Origin of the sequence: Sphingopyxis bauzanensis (assembly GCF_002205675.1) — a bacterium.
GTDB lineage: Bacteria > Pseudomonadota > Alphaproteobacteria > Sphingomonadales > Sphingomonadaceae > Sphingopyxis > Sphingopyxis bauzanensis.
Genome location: NZ_NISK01000001.1, coordinates 376,921 through 395,602, shown reverse-complemented (window position 1 = coordinate 395,602; position 18,682 = coordinate 376,921). Strand labels below are relative to the sequence as shown.

General features: G+C 60.3%; 17 protein-coding genes and 2 pseudogenes. 4 read left to right on the top strand and 15 right to left on the bottom strand.

Annotated elements, in window-relative coordinates; translation table 11 throughout:
• Nucleotides 1-93: 93 nt before the first annotated feature.
• From CDQ92_RS01890 to CDQ92_RS01860, 7 genes are all read right to left on the bottom strand, one after another.
• On the bottom strand, nt 94-1,047 hold the full coding sequence (locus CDQ92_RS01890; protein WP_088439576.1) for a calcium/sodium antiporter: 954 nt from the start codon (nt 1,045-1,047) through the stop codon (nt 94-96).
• An 886-nt stretch (nt 1,048-1,933) separates the two neighbouring features.
• Nucleotides 1,934-2,959, bottom strand: coding sequence for an IS110 family RNA-guided transposase (locus CDQ92_RS01885; RefSeq protein ID WP_088439574.1), 1,026 nt, complete (start codon nt 2,957-2,959; stop codon nt 1,934-1,936).
• A gap of 374 nt (nt 2,960-3,333) precedes the next feature.
• Complete coding sequence (locus CDQ92_RS01880) at nt 3,334-3,636, bottom strand: hypothetical protein (protein WP_088439572.1); 303 nt, start codon at nt 3,634-3,636, stop codon at nt 3,334-3,336.
• Between the two features lie 144 nt (nt 3,637-3,780).
• A complete protein-coding gene (locus tag CDQ92_RS01875; RefSeq protein WP_201792033.1) occupies nt 3,781-4,728 on the bottom strand; it encodes a TerC family protein in 948 nt (315 codons plus the stop codon).
• 195 nt (nt 4,729-4,923) lie between these two features.
• Entirely contained in the window at nt 4,924-5,217 is a 294-nt protein-coding gene (locus CDQ92_RS01870; protein ID WP_088439568.1) for a hypothetical protein, read from the bottom strand.
• 24 nt (nt 5,218-5,241) lie between these two features.
• Nucleotides 5,242-5,622 (bottom strand): hypothetical protein, encoded by a 381-nt coding sequence (locus CDQ92_RS01865; RefSeq protein WP_088439566.1) that lies wholly within the window; start codon nt 5,620-5,622, stop codon nt 5,242-5,244.
• A 67-nt stretch (nt 5,623-5,689) separates the two neighbouring features.
• A complete protein-coding gene (locus tag CDQ92_RS01860) occupies nt 5,690-6,577 on the bottom strand; it encodes a LysR substrate-binding domain-containing protein (RefSeq protein ID WP_229667659.1) in 888 nt (295 codons plus the stop codon).
• Nucleotides 6,578-6,691: 114 nt separating this feature from the next.
• Here CDQ92_RS01860 and CDQ92_RS01855 point away from each other — a divergent pair, with 114 nt between their 5' ends.
• The 3 genes from CDQ92_RS01855 to CDQ92_RS01845 all read left to right on the top strand — a co-directional run bounded on the left by CDQ92_RS01855 (nt 6,692) and on the right by CDQ92_RS01845 (nt 10,696).
• A complete protein-coding gene (locus tag CDQ92_RS01855; RefSeq protein ID WP_088439562.1) occupies nt 6,692-8,200 on the top strand; it encodes an NADP-dependent isocitrate dehydrogenase in 1,509 nt (502 codons plus the stop codon).
• 108 nt (nt 8,201-8,308) lie between these two features.
• A complete protein-coding gene (locus tag CDQ92_RS01850; RefSeq protein WP_088439560.1) occupies nt 8,309-10,006 on the top strand; it encodes a SulP family inorganic anion transporter in 1,698 nt (565 codons plus the stop codon).
• Between the two features lie 15 nt (nt 10,007-10,021).
• Nucleotides 10,022-10,696 carry a carbonic anhydrase family protein gene (locus CDQ92_RS01845; RefSeq protein WP_201792019.1) on the top strand — a complete coding sequence of 225 codons (675 nt, stop codon included), beginning with the start codon at nt 10,022-10,024 and terminating at the stop codon, nt 10,694-10,696.
• 70 nt (nt 10,697-10,766) lie between these two features.
• Here CDQ92_RS01845 and CDQ92_RS01840 read toward each other — a convergent pair whose 3' ends face one another.
• Entirely contained in the window at nt 10,767-12,062 is a 1,296-nt protein-coding gene (locus CDQ92_RS01840) for an MgtC/SapB family protein (protein WP_088439557.1), read from the bottom strand.
• A 107-nt stretch (nt 12,063-12,169) separates the two neighbouring features.
• Entirely contained in the window at nt 12,170-12,325 is a 156-nt protein-coding gene (locus CDQ92_RS21325) for a DUF6118 family protein (RefSeq protein ID WP_229667660.1), read from the bottom strand.
• A 62-nt stretch (nt 12,326-12,387) separates the two neighbouring features.
• On the opposite strand from CDQ92_RS21325, the pseudogene CDQ92_RS20715 reads away from it, so the two are divergent.
• Nucleotides 12,388-12,525 (top strand): annotated as a pseudogene (locus CDQ92_RS20715) (helix-turn-helix domain-containing protein); the annotation flags it as partial.
• On the opposite strand, the pseudogene CDQ92_RS01835 reads toward CDQ92_RS20715, so the two are convergent.
• From CDQ92_RS01835 to CDQ92_RS01810, 6 genes and pseudogenes are all read right to left on the bottom strand, one after another.
• A pseudogene (locus CDQ92_RS01835) lies at nt 12,525-13,428 on the bottom strand (IS481 family transposase). The pseudogenes CDQ92_RS20715 and CDQ92_RS01835 sit on opposite strands and share 1 nt — an antisense overlap.
• A gap of 82 nt (nt 13,429-13,510) precedes the next feature.
• Nucleotides 13,511-14,734, bottom strand: coding sequence for an IS256 family transposase (locus tag CDQ92_RS01830; protein WP_088439555.1), 1,224 nt, complete (start codon nt 14,732-14,734; stop codon nt 13,511-13,513).
• A gap of 569 nt (nt 14,735-15,303) precedes the next feature.
• Nucleotides 15,304-15,747 (bottom strand): DUF1281 family ferredoxin-like fold protein, encoded by a 444-nt coding sequence (locus tag CDQ92_RS01825; protein WP_088439553.1) that lies wholly within the window; start codon nt 15,745-15,747, stop codon nt 15,304-15,306.
• Between the two features lie 124 nt (nt 15,748-15,871).
• Entirely contained in the window at nt 15,872-16,408 is a 537-nt protein-coding gene (locus CDQ92_RS01820; RefSeq protein ID WP_088439551.1) for a hypothetical protein, read from the bottom strand.
• Nucleotides 16,408-17,133, bottom strand: a complete 726-nt coding sequence (locus CDQ92_RS01815; RefSeq protein ID WP_088439549.1) for a hypothetical protein — start codon at nt 17,131-17,133, stop codon at nt 16,408-16,410. Before CDQ92_RS01815 ends, CDQ92_RS01820 begins: the two co-directional genes overlap by 1 nt.
• 76 nt (nt 17,134-17,209) lie before the next feature.
• A complete protein-coding gene (locus CDQ92_RS01810) occupies nt 17,210-18,226 on the bottom strand; it encodes a hypothetical protein (RefSeq protein ID WP_144035669.1) in 1,017 nt (338 codons plus the stop codon).
• Nucleotides 18,227-18,682: the final 456 nt, after the last annotated feature.

Below are 18,682 nucleotides of genomic sequence, written 5' to 3'. Positions count from 1 at the left end.
CAGCTTGGCGATCGCCGCGAGCGCCGAGGCCAGTAATGCAACGCCCGGCAGGGCCTCGGCGGGTAGCTTGCGGATCATCAGGCATCTTCTCCATCAGGCGGTAGCGACGAGCCAGCCGACATAACCGGCGTAGAGCGCGACGAAGACGCCGCCCTCCCAGCGCTTCAGCGTCCAGCCGGAGCGCAGGAAGAGCGCGAGGAGCGCAGTGGCGCCGACGAGCACCCAGACGTCGAAGTGAGCGATCTCCGGCGGGACCGGGATCGGATGCACCACCGCGGTGAGCCCGAGGATGCCGAGCACGTTGTAGATGTTGGAGCCGACGATGTTGCCAAGCGCCACGTCCGGGTGGCGGCGGAGCGCGGCGACCACGCACGCAACGAGTTCGGGGAGCGAAGTGCCAATCGCGACCACGGTCAGGCCGACCACCGTGTCGCTGACGCCAAAGCCGGCGGCGAGATCGATCGCCGCGCCGACGAGGATGCGCGCGCCGATGACGGTGACCGCGATGCCGACGAGCGCGAGGCCGACCGACAACAGGACAGACTTGGGCCCCACCGGCGCGTCAGCCGCAACGTGCTCGTGCATCTCGGTCTCTGCGTCGGGTTGCCGCCGCTCGCTCCGGTAGGCCCAAGCGATGTAGCCGACGAGCAGCGCGACGAATGCGATGCCGAGCCAGCGGTCGAGGAAGCCGACGAGGACGGCGGCGACGCAGGCGATCGTCGAGCCGACCAGCGCCAGCCCGTCGCGCCGGAAGGCGGCCGGCTTGACGGCGAGCGGCGCGACGAGCGCGGTGAGCCCGAGGATGAGCAGGATGTTGGCGCTATTCGAGCCCACGACGTTGCCGACGGCGATGCCCGGCGCCTGCTCGAAGGCGGCGAACAGGCTGGTGACGAGTTCGGGCATCGAAGTGCCGAAGCCGACGAGCGTCAGACCGACAAGCAGCGGGGACACCCCGAGTGTGCGAGCCGCGCCCACCGCGCCGCGCACCAGCGCCTCGCCGCCCGCGGCGAGCAGCACGAGACCGAGCGCGACGAGCAGGATCGTCAAGACTCGGTGCTCCCGCCCCGGCATCCCTGGGCAACCAACATGCCGTGCGGGGTCTCATGGCCGCTGGCGGGCGACGTCGACCATTGCGTAATGACGGGCCAAGGAACAAGCGGCGCGGTCGATCCAGTTACCGGAAGTTTGAATTTGGTTGCCGTCATCGCTGATCGATCTCACAAGAAAGGCTGGCCGGCGACGATCGCCGCCGATTGCTGATCGGGGCCATGTCGCCACGGGTTGGCTGGAATCGCGCCTGACGTCTCCACATTGAATTGGTTTATACCTTCTATGAATTCAGTTCAGGAACAGCCCTCCAGGGTCTGATTGTGACCAGTGTTGGACACATTGACCACGACAGTCGATGCTACCGGTTCGTTCGGGAAATTTGTGCAGTCCGATGCTCTAAAGAGAAATATAGCCGATGAAACACTACTATGATGATGTCAAAGGCTTGGGCAATGTGGCCGTTAGTCGTCATGCTCAGGCTCGCATGGCTGACGACGGTATATCCCAGGAGGTCGTTTAATCGCGCCCCGGTCAAGTATAATTTTGAACACAAATCTTCGATCTGCGATGAGGTCATCGCAGGTGATATAGTGAGAGAAGTTGTCAGAGCCTTCAGCTTCGGCCGCGCCGGTCATTCCGTTTGTCGGGTACAGGGTCGTTTACGCGGTCGAGTCATGCCCGCCGCAGGATAGGTCTTCGTGGGCCGGAATCTTCCAATGTTTTAGACGCACTGCGCCATTGAGATGATGGCGGTGCAGCCTCATTAACGGAATGATTCTGTCCGCGTCCCGACAGGGACGGATCGGCGCGCCCACAGCATGGGCGCAAACGATAGGGAAGTTCAGCTTATCGGATAATGGTCCTTGCTGTCATATTGCTCATGTCAGACCTCGGCAGCGATCGAACGGTCGAACAGTTCACCCGTACGAAGCATAGTATGCATGATGACAGCGAGCTTGCGCGCGACCGCGACGGCCGCGCGCTTGAAGCCGATCTTTTCCTTGAGTTTGAGGCCCCAGATCCGCAGCGCGCTGTCCGCCGTGGTGCGCGTGAGGATCACGACTGCCGCCTCGTACAGCAGCCCGCGCAGATGACTGTCGCCGCGCCGGGATATATGACCGTCATAATCGACTTCGCCCGACTGGTAACGCCTGGTCGTCAAGCCGACCCAAGCACCAACCGAACGCGACTTCCGAAAGTTTTTCGGGTCCTCGATTGCCGCAACGAACGAAGAGGCGGTCACCGTGCCGACCCCCGGAATCGACGAAAGCAATTGGCATTGCTCGCTCGCGCGAGCGGATGCAACGAGCTGCTTGCTCAACTCTGCAGCGCGGGCGCGCATGCCTCGCCAGGCCTCAAGAACCGGCAGGAGGATCTGTTCGAGCCCTGCGTTGCTCGCCAGCAGGCTGCGCACATGGCCCTCGAACACACGGCCAGCCCCCTTGGGAACAATCAGGCCGAACGTCTTCATCAGACCACGGATTTGGTTCAACATCTGGGTCGTCGCCTTCAGCAGCTGATTGCGCGCCGCAATCAGCGTGCGGGTCAGCATGCTGTCAAAGCTCTTCACGCGTACCTCGCGGTAAAAGCCAACCTCCGCAAGATGCGCCAGGCCGTCCGCATCATTCGCATCGGTCTTGTTTCGGGCCATATCGAGCGCCGCTTTGGCATGGCGGGCATCAATGCAGATAGCGGGCAATCCTTCCTGTCTCAGCGCATGATAGAACCAGACAGACAGAGGCCCCGTCTCGAACACGACACGCTCCACATTCGCAGCTCGCTTGCGGACAAGCTCTGCTATCAATTTGGGATCAGACGGGCATTTGCCGCGCCAGATCCGTTCGCCGTCTTCACGCACCGATACAAATGTGTCTTTCAAAGATACGTCGAGGCCGATAAACTGCTTCATGGTTGTCTCCCGTTTGTTGCTGGGCCCGGTGTCAATCGTGAGCCCGTTTTTCAACCTATCGGGGGGCAACCACCCTGCCTACGCATCGCAACCGCAACGGTGATCACCGCCCCGCGATTACCCTATGTTTTTGAAAGGGTTCTTCTCAACCCAATCCGGCCAGATATCAAGGATGGAATGGATGTTGTTTGGAGAGAGCGTGAAGGCTTGAGGATTGTCATTCTAACTGATCCCACTCCGAATATGGGAGCTGTTCTGGTCAAGACCGTTTATCGGGTGAAACCCCAAGCGAATGCTGTGAAATCAACTCGGTGACACAGCATGAGGCGGCTTAAGGCAGCCGCTCATGACTTTGGTACAGGCGGCGGTCTTGATCATTCCTCCGCTATCAGGAATGGCTGCGCGGCCTTTACTGCTGCATCGCAGCCCGGTGCAGCCTCGACGAGGAGGGCAGTCGGTTCGACCAGTCCGACCCAGACGCTGAGGGCACTGGAAGCGGCCCACCAGGGATCATCAACCGCGCGATCAATGATAGCGGGACCAGCGGCGGCGGCGCACTCCGTCACCTGTGCCACGATCTCCTGTGGCGCACGCGTGGCGGTGAGAACATCGGCAATCTCATTCTGGAGCGGGCCGATCAGGAAAAAGGATATCAGAGCAGCGATGAAGTCCCCCATGGGAACGGTCTCCTTTTCTTTCTATTTCGGATGGGCGGCGACAGTCTGCGCAGGGTGCGGACGTCGCCGAGCATTGAGTTAGGAGGCCAATCAGTCGATTCCGGCGCCGCAATGTGACGACGCTCTAAAGTAGCTTTTGCGCGGTCATCCCCCATTACTATGCGCCTCCTGGCTGCCGCGCGTTTTGATCAGGCTCCAGATCACGCCCGAGGCGATGATGGCGAAGGTCACACCGAGCGAGAGCGCGGCGGGGAACTTCTCCAACCCTAGAAGGTCCGCGATGAAGATCTTCGAGCCAATGAAGATCAGCACGATCGCAAGCGCCGGCTTCAGGTATTTGAAGCGATGGATCATGGCGGCGAGCGCGAAATACAGCGCACGCAGGCCGAGGATGGCAAAGATGTTCGACGTGTAGACGATGAACGGGTCGGTGGTGATGGCGAAGATCGCCGGGACCGAATCGACCGCGAAGATCACGTCGGCGATCTCCACCATGACCAGCGCCATGAAGAGCGGCGTCATGAACCAGACGAGCTTTCCCGTTGCGGGATGCGGCTTCTTGACGAAGAAGTCCTGCCCGTGGTGCTCGTCGGTCACGTTGAAGCGCCGTCGCATGAAGTTGATGAGCGGGTTGTTGCCGATCTCCGGCTCCTTATCGCCGATCCACAGCATCTTGATGCCGGTGATCACGAGGAACGCGGCGAAGATGTAGAGCACCCACGAGAACTGCGAGACCAGCGTCGTACCGAGGCCGATCATGATGGCGCGCAGCACGATCACACCCAGAATGCCCCAGAAGAGCACCCGGTGCTGATATTTGCGAGGCACGGCGAAGAAGGAGAAAATCAGGGCAATGACGAAGACGTTGTCGAGCGCAAGCGTCTTCTCGACTACAAAGCCGGTCAGATAGTTCATTCCGGATTCAGGCCCAAGCTGCCACCAGACCCAAACGCCGAAGGCAAGGCCGAGGCCAATATACATGGAGGAGAGGGCTAGGCTCTCGCGCACCTCGATCTCGCGGTTGTCGCGGTGAAGGATGCCGAGATCGAAGACGAGAAGTGCAATGACGATCGAGATGAAGGCAAGCCACATCCAGAGCGGCTTGCCGAGCCAGTCGATGAACAGGAATGCAAAGTCCACGGGCGGATCTCCGGCCGGAAACGATGAGGGATCGTGTCCGACATCGCGAGAGAACCGACAGCTCTCGCCAGAGGGGCCCGGACTTCAGGCTAACCAAGTCTGAAAGTATGAAGCCCTCGCGCTTTCGCCAAGGGCTTCGAAAGTCGTCTAGCCGCGGATCAGGCGGCGCAGCCCCGTCATGAAGCCGAGGATGGCAAGCGTTACGGCCAGCCAGAGGATGGCGATAGCGACACCGCCGACGTCACCGATGACCTGTCCTGTCCATACAGACCAGTCCGTCCAGGCCGTATTCCCGAAGGTTGCGGCGTCGAGCCATCCGGACAGCGCACTTGTTGCGGCGTAGAGCGCGATCGCGGTGATGGTCCAGACAACGACTATGGCAACGCCACCATAACCGAGAACCCGGTTTAACTTCGCTCGCTGCCGCTCATCGATACGCATTGCGGTCGCTCCTTGACCCCTTCGTTAGCTCTCGACGCCGAGCGGGCGGCATCCATGCCTGCGGTTGAAAACCACGGTCCGGCCAGCGCGTTCGCGTCGGCGCCGTGCGATCTCTTCCGCCAGCTTCCTGGAAGTCCGGCCCACCTCCTTGGCGAGAGCCGTCAGCACGGAATAGTCGGCGTGGCCATGTGCCATCCCCTGCGCGAGGCGGTCCTTGGCGGCACGATACTCGGTGATGAGACGTTTGAGCGCATCGCTCGCGCGCCTGCCGGTCGAGCCGGCCACCTCGACCTTCCCCTTCCAGGACGAACTGCGAGTGCTGTCATGGCATTTCGCTTTCATCGGACGATCCTCCTTGTTCATGTCCTGAGAAACCAGATGGGTGACCGAAACCGATCGCGCCATGTCGTTTCGATGAGTTCCGTCAATGACAAGCATCGGCTTTGACGATGCCGTGACATCGGCACAGATTTTAGAGGATCGATTGCCCCGAACTTTCCAGCGATGACGTGATGTGCTGAGCGAGAGCCTCCGCGGCACGTGGGAGAGTTCCTGCTGCCCGATAAAGAACGATCTCGCTATCCGGCAGATCGGGCAGGCTCTGCTCTCCGCCAAGAATATGCAGCCCGGCGGACACCATCTCCTTGGGCAAAACCGTTACGCCCAAGCCCGCTTTCACCGCCGCCTGGAGCCCGGCAAGGCTGGGGCTCGTATAGGTAATCCGCCAGGGGCGAGCGGCACGGTCTAGCGCACCGAGTGCGGCCTTCCGGTAGACATCCGGCGCAGGCGCCAGGACGAGCGGCAGCTGTTCATTGCGATCGAGGAGCAGCCGGGGCGATCCGGCCCACACGAGCACCTCCTTCCAGACCCCGATCCCTCCGGCGCCGCTTTGAAGCTCTCTTTTGAAGAGCACCAGGTCGTACTGACCTTTGGAGAAACCATCGAGCAGGTTGACAGTGAAGTCGCAGTTCACTTCCAGCGCCACGCGCGGATGGGCGCGTGCGAAACGGGCAAGCACCTCCGGCAGGTGCACGGTGGCGAAATCCTCAGGCGTGCCGAGCCGGACGCGCCCTGCAACATCGGGCTCCATCAGCCGCGATCGGGCTTCGTCACCCAGGCGCAGGATCTGCCGCGCATAGGTCAGGAGGATCTCGCCGTCGGGCGTGAGCTGCAGCTCACGCCCCGGTTCACGCGTAAAGACGCGGCGCTTGAGGTTTTCCTCCAGCTTCTTGATCTGCAACGACACGGTCGACTGGGTCCGCCCCACCCGCTCGGCAGCTCGGGTGAAGCCACCATTGTCGACGATGGCCACAAAGGTGCGGAGCAGATCGAGATCGAAGGGCGGCAGCGAAGTCGGCACAACACCCTCCCCAGCAAACGCCATTGATATAATCAATGTTGTTCAGCGGCACAACTCATTTCTATCAATGATCTAGGAAGCCCATATGGGAAAGTGTCAGACAGGAGATCCGTCATGAACCAGCTCGTCGACCATAAAGCTCTCGCCCACTCTCATCCGCTTCCTGCCCTCAAAGCCGGAACCGCTGTCCCGGTCAGTGTCTCCTTCGGCGATGGCATCGGCCCGGAGATCATGCAGGCCTCGCTCAAGGTGCTGCTCGCCGCCGGCGCCAATATTGCCATCGAGCCGGTCGAAATCGGTGAACGTGTCTATCGTCGGGGGCATTCGGCTGGCATCGGGCCGGAGGCATGGGAGAGCCTGCGCCGCACCAAGATCTTCTACAAGGCGCCGATCACCACGCCGCAGGGCGGCGGCTTCAAGAGCCTGAACGTCACGATCCGCAAATCCCTCGGCCTGTTCGCCAACGTCCGTCCCGTCCGGGCCTTTGCGCCCTTCGTCGCGACGAAGCATCCGGGAATGGACGTCGTCATCGTGCGCGAGAACGAGGAAGACCTTTATGCCGGGATCGAGCACCGGCAGACCGACGAGGTATACCAGTGCCTCAAGATCGTCTCACGGCCAGGCTGTGAGCGGATCGTGCGCTACGCTTTCGAACACGCCAGGGCGAACGGGCGGCGGAAGGTCGCCTGCTTCACCAAGGACAACATCATGAAGCTGACCGATGGGCTGTTTCATACCGTATTTGACGAGGTGGGAGCGGAGTACCCGGACATCGAGAAGCAACATTGGATCGTCGACATCGGTGCGGCCAGGCTCGCAGCCGACCCCGGCCGGTTCGACGTCATCGTCACGCCTAACCTCTATGGCGACATCGTCTCCGACATTGCCGCCGAGATCGCGGGATCGGTCGGTCTTGCCCCTTCCGCTAATGTCGGCCAGCACGGAGCGATGTTCGAAGCGATTCATGGCAGTGCTCCCGCGCTCGCGGGGCAGGACGCCGCCAATCCGTCCGGCCTGTTGCTTGCAGGCGTGATGATGCTCCTCCATATCGGCCAGCGCCAAGCAGCGGAACGGCTTCACAATGCATGGCTGAAAACGATCGAAGACGGGATCCATACCTTCGATATCTTCAAGGAGGGTTCATCCCGCCAGAAGGTCGGCACCAGCGCCTTCGCAGATGCCGTGATCGCCCGGCTCGGCCAGGAGCCGGCGGTGCTGGAACCGGTTCGATACGAGGGCGAGGCGCACGCCTTCGCGGTGCCATCGGCCAAGCCGACCATTCCCGCAGTCAAGGGGCTCATCGGCGTCGACGTCTTCGTGCACCGGGCGGGCCGGGACGCTGAGGGCTTGGCCGCAGGCATGCAGTCGGCGGCGAATGGCAGCTATGACCTCGTCATGATCACCAACCGCGGCGTGAAGGTCTGGCCGAACGGCTTGCCGGAAACGTCCCTCACAGACCATTGGCGGTGCCGCTACATGGTCAAGCCCGATAAGCAGCTCAACAAGGCGATGATCGCCGAACTGCAGATGCGCCTGGCGCAGGCGGGGATCGACTTTATTAAGACCGAGCACCTGTGCACCTTCGACGGCCAACCCGGCTACTCGCTCGGCCAAGGGCAGTGACCGATCGCGGGCGCTTCGCCGGCCTGTCAGACCTCATGATTTGACAGGCCGTACTTAATCAATCATCAATCCCGTTTGCGGGTTCACAGCGTAGAGGCCTAATCCGATATGACAGGACGCACTCTCCCCGGCGGCTATAGGCTTGCAGATCTAAAGGGAGACCTGTCGGGCGGGCTAGTGGCAGGCGTAATCGCTCTGCCGCTCGCGCTGGCATTCGGCGTTCAGTCAGGCCTGGGGGCAGCCGCAGGCCTCTACGGCGCAATCGCGCTCGGGATCCTGGCTGCGGCGCTCGGCGGTACGCGTACGCAGGCATCTGGTCCTACCGGCCCGATGACTGTTGTCTCAGCTTCCGTCGTGGCAACGGCGGTTGCAACAACCGGCAGCGTGGAAGCGGGACTGGGCATCGTGCTGCTGGCTTTCCTGTGCGGCGGCGTCGTGCAGATCCTGCTCGGACTTGTTGGGATCGGCAGATACGTCAAGTTCTTTCCTTATCCCGTTGTGTCAGGGTTCATGAGCGGGGTCGGGCTGATCATCATCGTCCTTCAGATCTGGCCATTTCTCGGCTCCGCATCTCCAAAATCGCCGCTGGAGGTCTTCACGCGCATCACCGAACCGCTCGCCGCCGTGAACTGGAGCGCGGTGATGCTGGGTGCTATCACCATAGCGGTCTACTACCTGTTCCCACGTGTGACCAAAGTGGTGCCGGCCGTGCTCGTGGCCCTCCTGGTGGGCACGCTGATCGCTGTTTTCGCGAATTTGGACGTGCCCAATGTGGGCGCTATACCGAGCGCCATCCCCGAGCTGCAGCTGGGCCAGATCCTTTCGGTATCACCCGAGCACTACCCGCTCATCATCGGGTTCGGCGTCACCCTGGCACTGCTCGGTTCGATCGACTCTCTGCTGACCTCGGTGATCGCCGACAACATCACCAAGACCAAGCATGACAGCCGGCGCGAACTGATCGGACAAGGCATCGGAAATAGCGTCGCGGCGATCTTCGGCGGTATCCCAGGCGCCGGCGCGACGAAGGGAACGGTGGTCAACATCAACGCGGGCGGGACGACGCGGCTGTCCGGCGTCGTGCATGGCCTGTTCCTGCTGGCGGTGCTCCTCGGACTGGGCCGGTTCGCCGGCTACATACCCTTGAGCGTGCTCGCCGGCCTACTGATACCGGTCGGCCTCGCCATCATCGACTACAAGGGCCTGCGGCATCTCGGCCGCATACCCCGTGCAGACGCCGCCGTGCTGCTCATCGTCATGGGGATGACCGTTTTCGGGAACCTCATCCATGCCGTCGCGATCGGCGTAGTCCTGGCAAGCATCCTTTTCATGAAGAAGATGAGCGATTTGACCGAGGCGAACTCTCATGTCGGCGAGCTCACCGATCAGCCTTGGGCCGACGAAGAGAAGGTACTCGGGGCTCATCCAGGGCAGGTCTACATCAAGCATATGTACGGGCCGCTCTTCTTCGGCTCCGCGTCCAGGTTCCAGGAGATGGCGAGCACGGTCGACGAGAACGCCGCGCTGCTCGTAATCCGCATGGAAGAGGTTCCCTATGTTGACCAGTCGGGGCTCTACGCACTGGAGCAGGTCGCTTTAGACCTACGCCGGAAGGGCGCTGAAGTGGCCCTTACCGGCGTTCAGGAACAGCCTCTCGCCATGCTTCGGGATCTCAGGATCGTTCCTGATCTCATAAGCGAAGACATGTTGTTCGCCGACATGGAGTCCTTAAGCGACTGGTTGGGACGCAGCAGGGTGTCAGCCCGCCAGGATGGATTTACCCTCGCCCCCGTCGGGGCGACTTGATCGAAGGAGAAAGCGATGCGGACCGTGTCCGAAGCTGCGAAGATGGAGAAGCAGGGCCTCGTCGAAAAGGTCCTCACCAAGGAGGAACAGGCCAGCCTGACGCCGGACAAGGTGATCGCCCTGCTGAAGGAGGGCAACGCTCGCTTTGTTAGAGGCGAAATCACACTTCGCAATCATAACGAACAGATCCGGCGCGCGGTTGCCGGCCAATACCCGAAGGCGGTCGTGCTGTCCTGCCTGGATTCGCGCATCCCGGTTGAAGACGTGTTCGACCGCGGCATCGGCGACATGTTCGTGGCGCGTGTGGCAGGCAATACCATCAATGTAGACATCCTGGGCAGCATGGAGTTTGCCTGCAAAATTGCGGGCGCCAAACTCGTCGTCGTCATGGGCCACGAGCATTGCGGCGCCGTAATGGGCGCGATCGATGGCGTTCAATTGGGTCATATCACGGCGCTGCTGGGCAAGATTCGACCGGCCACGTTGATAACGGACGGGTTCGAAGGAGTCCGTACGAGCGAGAACGCCGATTACGTGTGCTGGGTCGCCGAGCAGAACGTCAGGCTGGGCGTCGAGCGCGTACGTGCTGAAAGCACTATCTTGTGCGAAATGGAGCAAGCTGGTGACATCAAGATTGTCGGAGCCATGTACGCGATGGACACCGGCGAAGTTAAAATCCTGACCATCTGAGGTTCGGGCGCCATGAGATGCCGTCGTGTACCGAATCACGCGGGGCAACCTTCGACACCCAAAGGTTCGTCTATAAGGGCATTGTCAGGGAAAGTTCCGTAATCCACGCCCGCGCGATGCCATCCAGCCACCAGGCCACCCAGAGGACCGCGAGTTGCAGTACAAGCCCACCAGACACAGTGCGGCGGAAGGAGGGTTCACTGCTGCGCAGCGCGATCCAGATCCGGACGAGCGTGTTCGCACTGAGCGCAGCGGCCAGGGGCAATACACCTTCGAGTGCTGAAATCTGCCCAACCGCCACGAGCGAGGCTAGAGCGACAGTTGCAGAATTGGTACTCACCAGACCGGCAAGTGTCGCGGTCACAAGAATAGCCGCGCTCCCGAAGTAATCGTTAAGGAGCGCGGAGATCAACATCACTGTCGCCACGATAAACGCGAAACCGACTGCGCTCTTGACGGAAAAGACCTGCGACGTCAGTCCTATCTCTGCTGGTTTGATCTCGCCGCGCTGGGTTAGGAAAAAGATCGCCGCACCATGCAGCCCCGCCGCTAGGCCGGCTCCGAGCAGCACTGGAAGCCCCACGGCGAACATGGCAGGGCTCAATGCAAGCAGGATAATCCCGATCTGAATGAGCGAAGACACCGAGGAAAGCGTTGCTCCCGCGGCGGCGCTCTTGGCATCGTCCGATTTTTCGCCCGCGCGACGGCCCAGGGCCGCGATCGTGGCGGTGCTCGACACGAAACCCGATAAAAAGCCACTCACCGGCAAGCCCAGATGCACTCCAACGACCCGCGTGGCAATGTGCCCCGCCGCACCGATCAGCATGACGAGCACCACGATGATGAAAAGATCGCGCGGGTTGAGCGCGCCGCCGGGACCAAAATTGAGGTTGGGCAGGACCGGCAAGATTACAAGAATCGACACGCCAAGAATAAGCCCGTCTCGCAACTCTGCCGCTGTCAGCACCGTCCGGCTAAAACCACGTATCACCTCGCGCGCCGCAAGGAGTGATGCAATAATCACTCCTACGCCGGCCGCTAACAGCGCCGTTTCGGTTGCAAGCGCGCCCAAGAGAACGACAGCGACAAGCGCAAGACTCGTGGTAAGCCCGGTGGTCGGATCGCCCTGTTGCACGACCCACACGATGCGGAAAGTCCCGACCGCCAATACTGCTACAGCCAATAACGGCATGCCGCCTGTCATCATGCTGATTGCGCCAATGAGCGATGCCAGTGCAAAGGTTCGAACCCCCGACGAGGCGTCCTTACCTGTCGTGTGTTCACTCTGCTCACGCTCGATACCAATCAGGAGACCAATTCCCAAGGCTTCTGCCAGCGCGAAGAATGACTCTGTGTCCGCTTCCATCCTCTCTCCATGGCTCACCGCCTGCGGCCTGCAGGTTCCGGGGTGAGAGGCTTAATATTACACCTAAGCCCTTAAACTGTTCACCAAAGCAGCTGCAACGGCTCTACTTACCGCGTCGACGCTTTCACGGTAATCGTGCATCGCTGATCCTCGACGGCCGTGCGCGCGGCCTCGGCGCATCGACCGATCGCCTCGGCATTGTCGCGCACGAGCTGCGAGGAATCGACCACGCCGCGCCAGCCTTCAAGGTTGGCCGCCTGCATTGATCTGCCCCCTTCTGAGTGGTCCAAGATTGATGATATTTTGGATTATGAAGGAGACAAGAATGCCGAGCACGAACCATCGCCCGGAAGAGATTATTGGCAAGCTGTGTGAAGCGGAGGTCGTGCTGACGCAAGGGGCGACGACGGCGGAAGCGTGTTGCCGGGTCGCGATCAGCGAACAGACCTGTTATCGGTGGCGCTAGGTGTTTAGTCCCGGCATCTGGTGGATCGGATTGACGATGAATCGATCTGGTTCTGAAGTCCAGCATTTGCAGATATATTCGTAGGGCGTGAGGCCGCTGAGTGTCTTGAGCCGGCGTGCGAAATTATAGGCTGCGATGAAGTCGGCGAGGTGAACCCGTAGCTGGTGATGGCTCTCGTAGTGGAAGCGTTTGACGGTTGCTTCCTTGATCGTGCGGTTCATCCGCTCGACCTGACCGTTGGTCCACGGGTGGTTCGGCTTGGTGAGGCGGTGTTCGATGTCGTTTGCCTCGCAGATCATGTCGAAGCGCATCTGACGCGACCAGGCGGTGTTACGATTGCGCGGCTGATCGGCGAACTGGATGCCATTGTCGGTCAGGATCGTGTGGATCCGGTAAGGCACGGCTTCCAGCAGGTGTTCGAGGAACTCCCACGCCGTGCGTCTGTCAGCCTTATCGACCAGCCGGGTGACCGCGAACTTGCTGGTGCGGTCGATGGCGACGAACAGGTAAAGCTTGCCTTCGGCAGTTTGAACCTCAGCGATATCCATATGAAAGTAGCCTATAGGATAACGTGAAGCGCTGGCGCTTCGGCTTGTCGCCCTCGACGTCTGGTAGACGGGATATATCGTGCCGCTGGAGGCATCGATGCAGGGCTGATCGTGTCAGATGCGCGATCGACGGTTGCAGCGCATAGAGACAGTCATCCAGCGGAAGCAACGTGTGGCGCCGGAACGCGACGACCGCCGCCTCCTCGGCTTCGGTCAGAGTCGTGGAATGAGGGGCCTTCGACCCGGTCTTCATATCCTCGACTGTCGCCCGCTTGCGCCACTTCGCGACCGTCTTCGGGTTGATCCCCAGCTCTCGGCTCAGCGCCGCGAGCGAAGCTTGTGATCGCTGTATTGCTGCTCGGACGGCGTGCGTGGTCGTGGCGCTCCCGTGACGGGACTGTCATGATTTCCGTGTGTGGGCTGGCGGTTGAACATTAGGCCGCCATGGCCCTGATAAAGCGCTCGCCGAAGATTACGGCGAACTGGGCCTTTGCCATGCTCCACTCACGTGGCGGCATTTTCCACTCTTTTTCGGATCGGTTCAAGACCAGATAGAGCAGCTTGGTGGCCGCCTCGTCGCTTGGGAAGTGTCCCCTGGCTCGGACCGCGCGCCTGAGCTTCGAGTTAAGCGCCTCGATGGCATTGGTTGTGTAGACGATCCTGCGCACTTCGTCAGGGAACGCAAAGAACGGGATGACCTCGCTCCAGGCGCGCCGCCAGCTCTGGCCGATAGCGGCATAACGCTGGCCCCAGGGACCGGCCTCGAACGCCGTCAGCGCCTTTTCGGCAGCGTCGGCATCTGTCGCACGGTAAATCTCCTTGAGTGCGGTTGCCAGCCCCTTGCGGTCTTTCCAGGACACGAAGTCCATGGAGTTACGCAGCAGGTGGACAATACAGGTCTGGACGATCGTCTCCGGGAACACCGCGGTGATCGCATCAGGGAAGCCCTTCAAGCCGTCGACGACGGCGAGAAGGATATCTTCGACGCCGCGGTTCCGTAGTTCGTTCATCACCCGCAGCCAGAACTTGGCGCCTTCGTTCTGTTCGAGCCACAGGCCCAGAACCTCTTTGCCGCCATCGGCGCGGACGCCGAGCGCGATATGGAAGGCCTTGTTGCGAACCATGCCTTCATCCCGGATCTTGACCCGGATCGCGTCGAAGAAGACCAGCGGATAAATCGGGTCAAGCGGCCGCTGCTGCCAGGTGGCGACCTCGTCGAGGACCGCATCGGTCACCGTGCTGATCAGATCGGGCGAGACGTCGATACCGTACAGATCGCGCAGGTGCCCGCTGATCTCACGCGTGCTCATGCCCCGAGCGTACATCGACACGATCTTATCATCAAACCCCGGAAAACGGCGCTGATACTTGGCAATCAACTGCGGGTCGAAGCGGCCATGCCGGTCGCGGGGCACGTCGATCTCGAGCTTGCCGGTGTCCGTCGTCACCGTCTTGCGGCCGTAACCGTTGCGGCTATTGCCAGCCTGCTCATCGTCGCCCAGATGATGATCCATCTCGGCATTGAGCGCCCGTTCGGCCAGCGCTTTCTTCAGCGTATCGAGCAATCCGCCTTGATCCAGCGCTGCAGCTGCGTCGCTGCCGGCCAGCAGTTGATCCAGAAGATCTGCCGGGATCACCGGCTCTTTGCGTCGTGACATAGTGAGACTCCTTTTTACCCATTATGCCAGCCCGCACACGGAAATCATGACAGTCCCGATGACTGGGGAGAAATCGCCAACCGAAAGGGCGCGGACGCGCTAACAAGCCATCTATTGTCAGTGATCGTCGGCGCGAGCGGCCTGTCTCGGTGAGCACTCGGGGCTGGAACGATGTAGCCTGCCGCTAGTCGAGACTAAAATTCCAAATAGAATGCGACTTCGCCGGGATTTGCGTCGCAAATGCTCTTGATGATCTTTTCGCTAAATCCGTCTCAGCGAAAGGGCCAGCGGTCGAGCAAGTCGCCGAGCCGAAGGCCGATCGAATCCATTAGGCGGCAAGGCCGCGGTGCGCGCAGAAACGGTTGCAGCGAAATTTCCCTTTCCGCCGATGACGGGAAGCAAACGTATGCTGCGTTGGCGGTCTCGCGGCCTACGAGCTGTTGCGCAAGATTGACCCCATTGTCTGTGAATGGTCCGATCCTGCGAAGCTTTGCAGCGCCACTGGTACGACAATGGCCCATATTGCTCGCGACCGCGAAGATGCCAAGAATGCGAGAGCAAAATGTCTCCTAAATGATGATGAAATCGAGCTCCCCAGGTCCCCAAGAGTTATCACCGTTAAATTGCCCCGTCAGTTCGAATGCGTGATCCTCTTCATAGGCCGAACCGTCAAACACCAGGCTCGGGAATTCGGCGGCAATTGCATCGAAAGCGGGGGTAGGAAAGTCCCATGCGGTGGTGAACTGGAAGTGCAGCGTCCCATCCGGACAATCGCCGAAATCGACATCGAATCCGGGCCATTTTGTACCCCAATTTTCAACGCACCATTCTTGACCTTCGCCAGAAGGAATCGGCAAGACGGCACCAAAATCCAAAATCGTTTCCTGGCGGTCAAGCCCGTCAATATAATTTGATCCATCACTCGTTGTCGTCTTGAACATCGTTTTCTTGAAGCGTTCGATTTCATTTTTATCGCCTTCAACGTAGAATCCACTGTAAACATAGTTAGGCATGACAATTTTCCTTTGTTCGGTTGAGTATTTTGTGTTTTTGAGATTTAATTTCTTATAATTTTTCGATAGCTGTTCCTTTTTTAGGTTTTTCAATAGAGCTGCGGTTAGTAACCAGAGCCTCGGATCACCCGTGAATTGCCTTCCATGCTACGAGCAGTGCCATTCCGAAGATCATGATCAGCACAATCGGGAAGAGGCTCCAGCGAGCGGCCCAGATCAGCCCATCGCGTGCTGTGTCGCCGTCGCACCGCCTGAAGGCGTTCCGAAGATAGCCGAGCACAGGAAATGGAAGGCTTGGATCAAAGGCCACGATTGCACCAAAGGATGTGTCGTCAGACCATCCGGGCCGTCCCGGAATGCGGTGGAGGTCAGCAGTCACCTTGCCTACGAGCCGCTGCAGGTGATAGCGCAGGTTCCCAAGTTCTTCGCGGTGCTCGGCAAGCGCCGCAATGAACGCATGCTCTTCGACGCTGCGCTTCTTGAGCACGGCTTCCACCTGGTCGGCGATGCCCAAATTGCATACGACAACTTGTGTGAGAAGCTCGTCGTCCTGCAGCCCGAATATAGCCTCCATGGTTTGCAGATGGAGCAGCGTTTGCGGGGGCGGGTCCCGGTGGTATATCGCCTGGTAGAGTCGGACGACGTTCGAGATCTTACTCATCAGAACAGCCCCCCCAGCGCGTCTTCCACATCGCGCTGCCACATACGAAAGCGCGCGCGGGTTCCCCGGGATAGGCCCGCATCGATCTGATCGAGGCCGATGTTGCCGGTGCGGAACATGTCGTAGATGTGCTCGGGCAACGCCGGACAGCAGAATACATCGCCCCCGGTTTTTTCGACGGCTGCGAGAAGCTCGGCGTCGACGAGCACGAACTTTTGGGGCGGCCCGTGCCAGGCTGGGAGGTTGAGCAGCACGCGGCCTGGCGGGTCACCGGCGAGCATGGCATCGAGCGTCGCGCGTGACGCTTGATCGAGGCCCATAGTCCAGACGATATCGACGTCGATATCGAGCGGGTCTTCTTCATCCTCAATCGCGAAGCGGAGAAACTCGTGAACCCGATCAAGATCCTCAAATCGCCCGCCGGGAACGTTGACGAGGATGTACGCGTCATCGGGCGCGTCATCGATGATCGTAATGAGCTTCTCCTGATCGGATTCGTCACCCAGGTCGATCGGCTCGACGGGGTGTCGACCGCCATAGGCATGTTCGATGTCGCGCTGCGACAGGCTCGCTTCGATGAAGATGAGGGGAATGCCGCGGTGCATGAGCAGATGTGCAAATGTTGCCATCGTGCCGGTGCTGCCGACGCCGCCCTTCTCCTTCTCGTAAAGCATGAGGCGCTTGCGCCTGCGCCGGCGCTCCTCAACCTGTTCTTTGGTCTCCATGGGTCACTTCCTTTCTGCGTTGAATAGTTTGGCCGTCTGGGCTGCAGGGGTGCGGCTACCCGCGTGAAATTTGCGGTCATGATTTGGGCCTGCCGTGCTTGGCATGCGCGTCGGCGAGACGTTGCCGGGCGTCGCCCTGCGATCGTGCTTGCCGGGCAAATTTCGCGGCGAGATCCGCTCCACGACCGGGCGCTGCGGCTTCATTCCCCGCCCGTTGCGGAGACGGCGTCGAAGGACTGTATGTTGCCTCTTCCGCGTGTGGTGTCGTTGCAACGGGCATTTGCCGCGAGGAGGCGAGGGGCGGCGGATCGGCAGGAGGTGCGGGTGCAGGCGGCGGCTCGGGAAGCTGCTGTAACCCTGTCGAGAACATGACGGAATCGGCAGCGGGGGAGCTCGTTTGTCGTGTGTAACCCGCTGAGAGCAGACGCGTGATGATTTGATTGAATATCTCAGGTCCGTCCTCGAGTTCGGCGAGGGCCGAGAGCTTCGTCGCAATCGCGCCGACGTCGAGAGCGGTGCCGCGAATGGCCGCGAGATTGGTGATCGCCGCGGCCCAGTGCTCTGGCCCGTTCGTCGAATTCAGGAGGATCTCAGCAATCTCGTCTGGAATATCGGCCGCAGTAATCTTGCGGCGGCGGAGCGAGGGTGCGCTTTTCTTTTGCTGACCCGGCGGTGCCGGTTCGGCAATGCATTCAGGCCCAATCGCTATTGTGACGGCGCGGATCCGGATAATAGCGACCACGATGTTGAAGATGCGGGACGGCCAGACTAGGCCGGACGAGTTGAGGATCGCATCATGGAAAGATTTCTCAGCGTCCTCGAGTTCGGACACGAGCGCGTCACGGCGATACCGCGGATGGAGCCGGTAGGCGTTGAAGCGCGGGACCGTCTTGCGGCTCGCTTCACCGATGAGTCCTTGTAATAGCCTGTTTAAACATGGTCCGAGTAACGCGAGCGCAACAGCGCCATCGCGCAGTTCAGCGCCCGTCGCTCGCGATGCCTGATGCTGGTCCACCGCGGCGTCAAAACCTGCGAAGGCCGCTTCGCACAATAGATTACCAATGGCATCAACAGCGTCGTTAAGGTAATCCAAATCGTCCTCCCGCACCGAGAAGACATGACCTCGCAAACAATCTCGCGGAGGCCTGACGAATCGGGCGGGCTACCATTTATTAGAATTTCAAAGCGATCTCTACAATAACCGTTACTTTCGCATGCGGAAATATCGCAGGCGGGGGACTCATTTGTGATCGATAGCTAGGTGTAAGGCGATCATAGTTCGCCCTTACATCCACCATAATCGCGTATGATGAAATGCAAATCCCCTTACATCCTCGATCGAGTTTCTAGCACAGGAGATTTTGAGATCTCCGCGCATGTAAGCTATATTCGATGCGGGCTTACTTGTTTTGCGCAATAGGCTAACCTCCCATTCTTCGATTGTGGAAGTTAGCAGCAACATGATATCCTTCGGATTAGGAAGGTCGGTTTCGCTCGGGACTTCCCGAGCGGGCGCCTGCCGCGGGCTGGTAGGACGGGCACGGCCCGC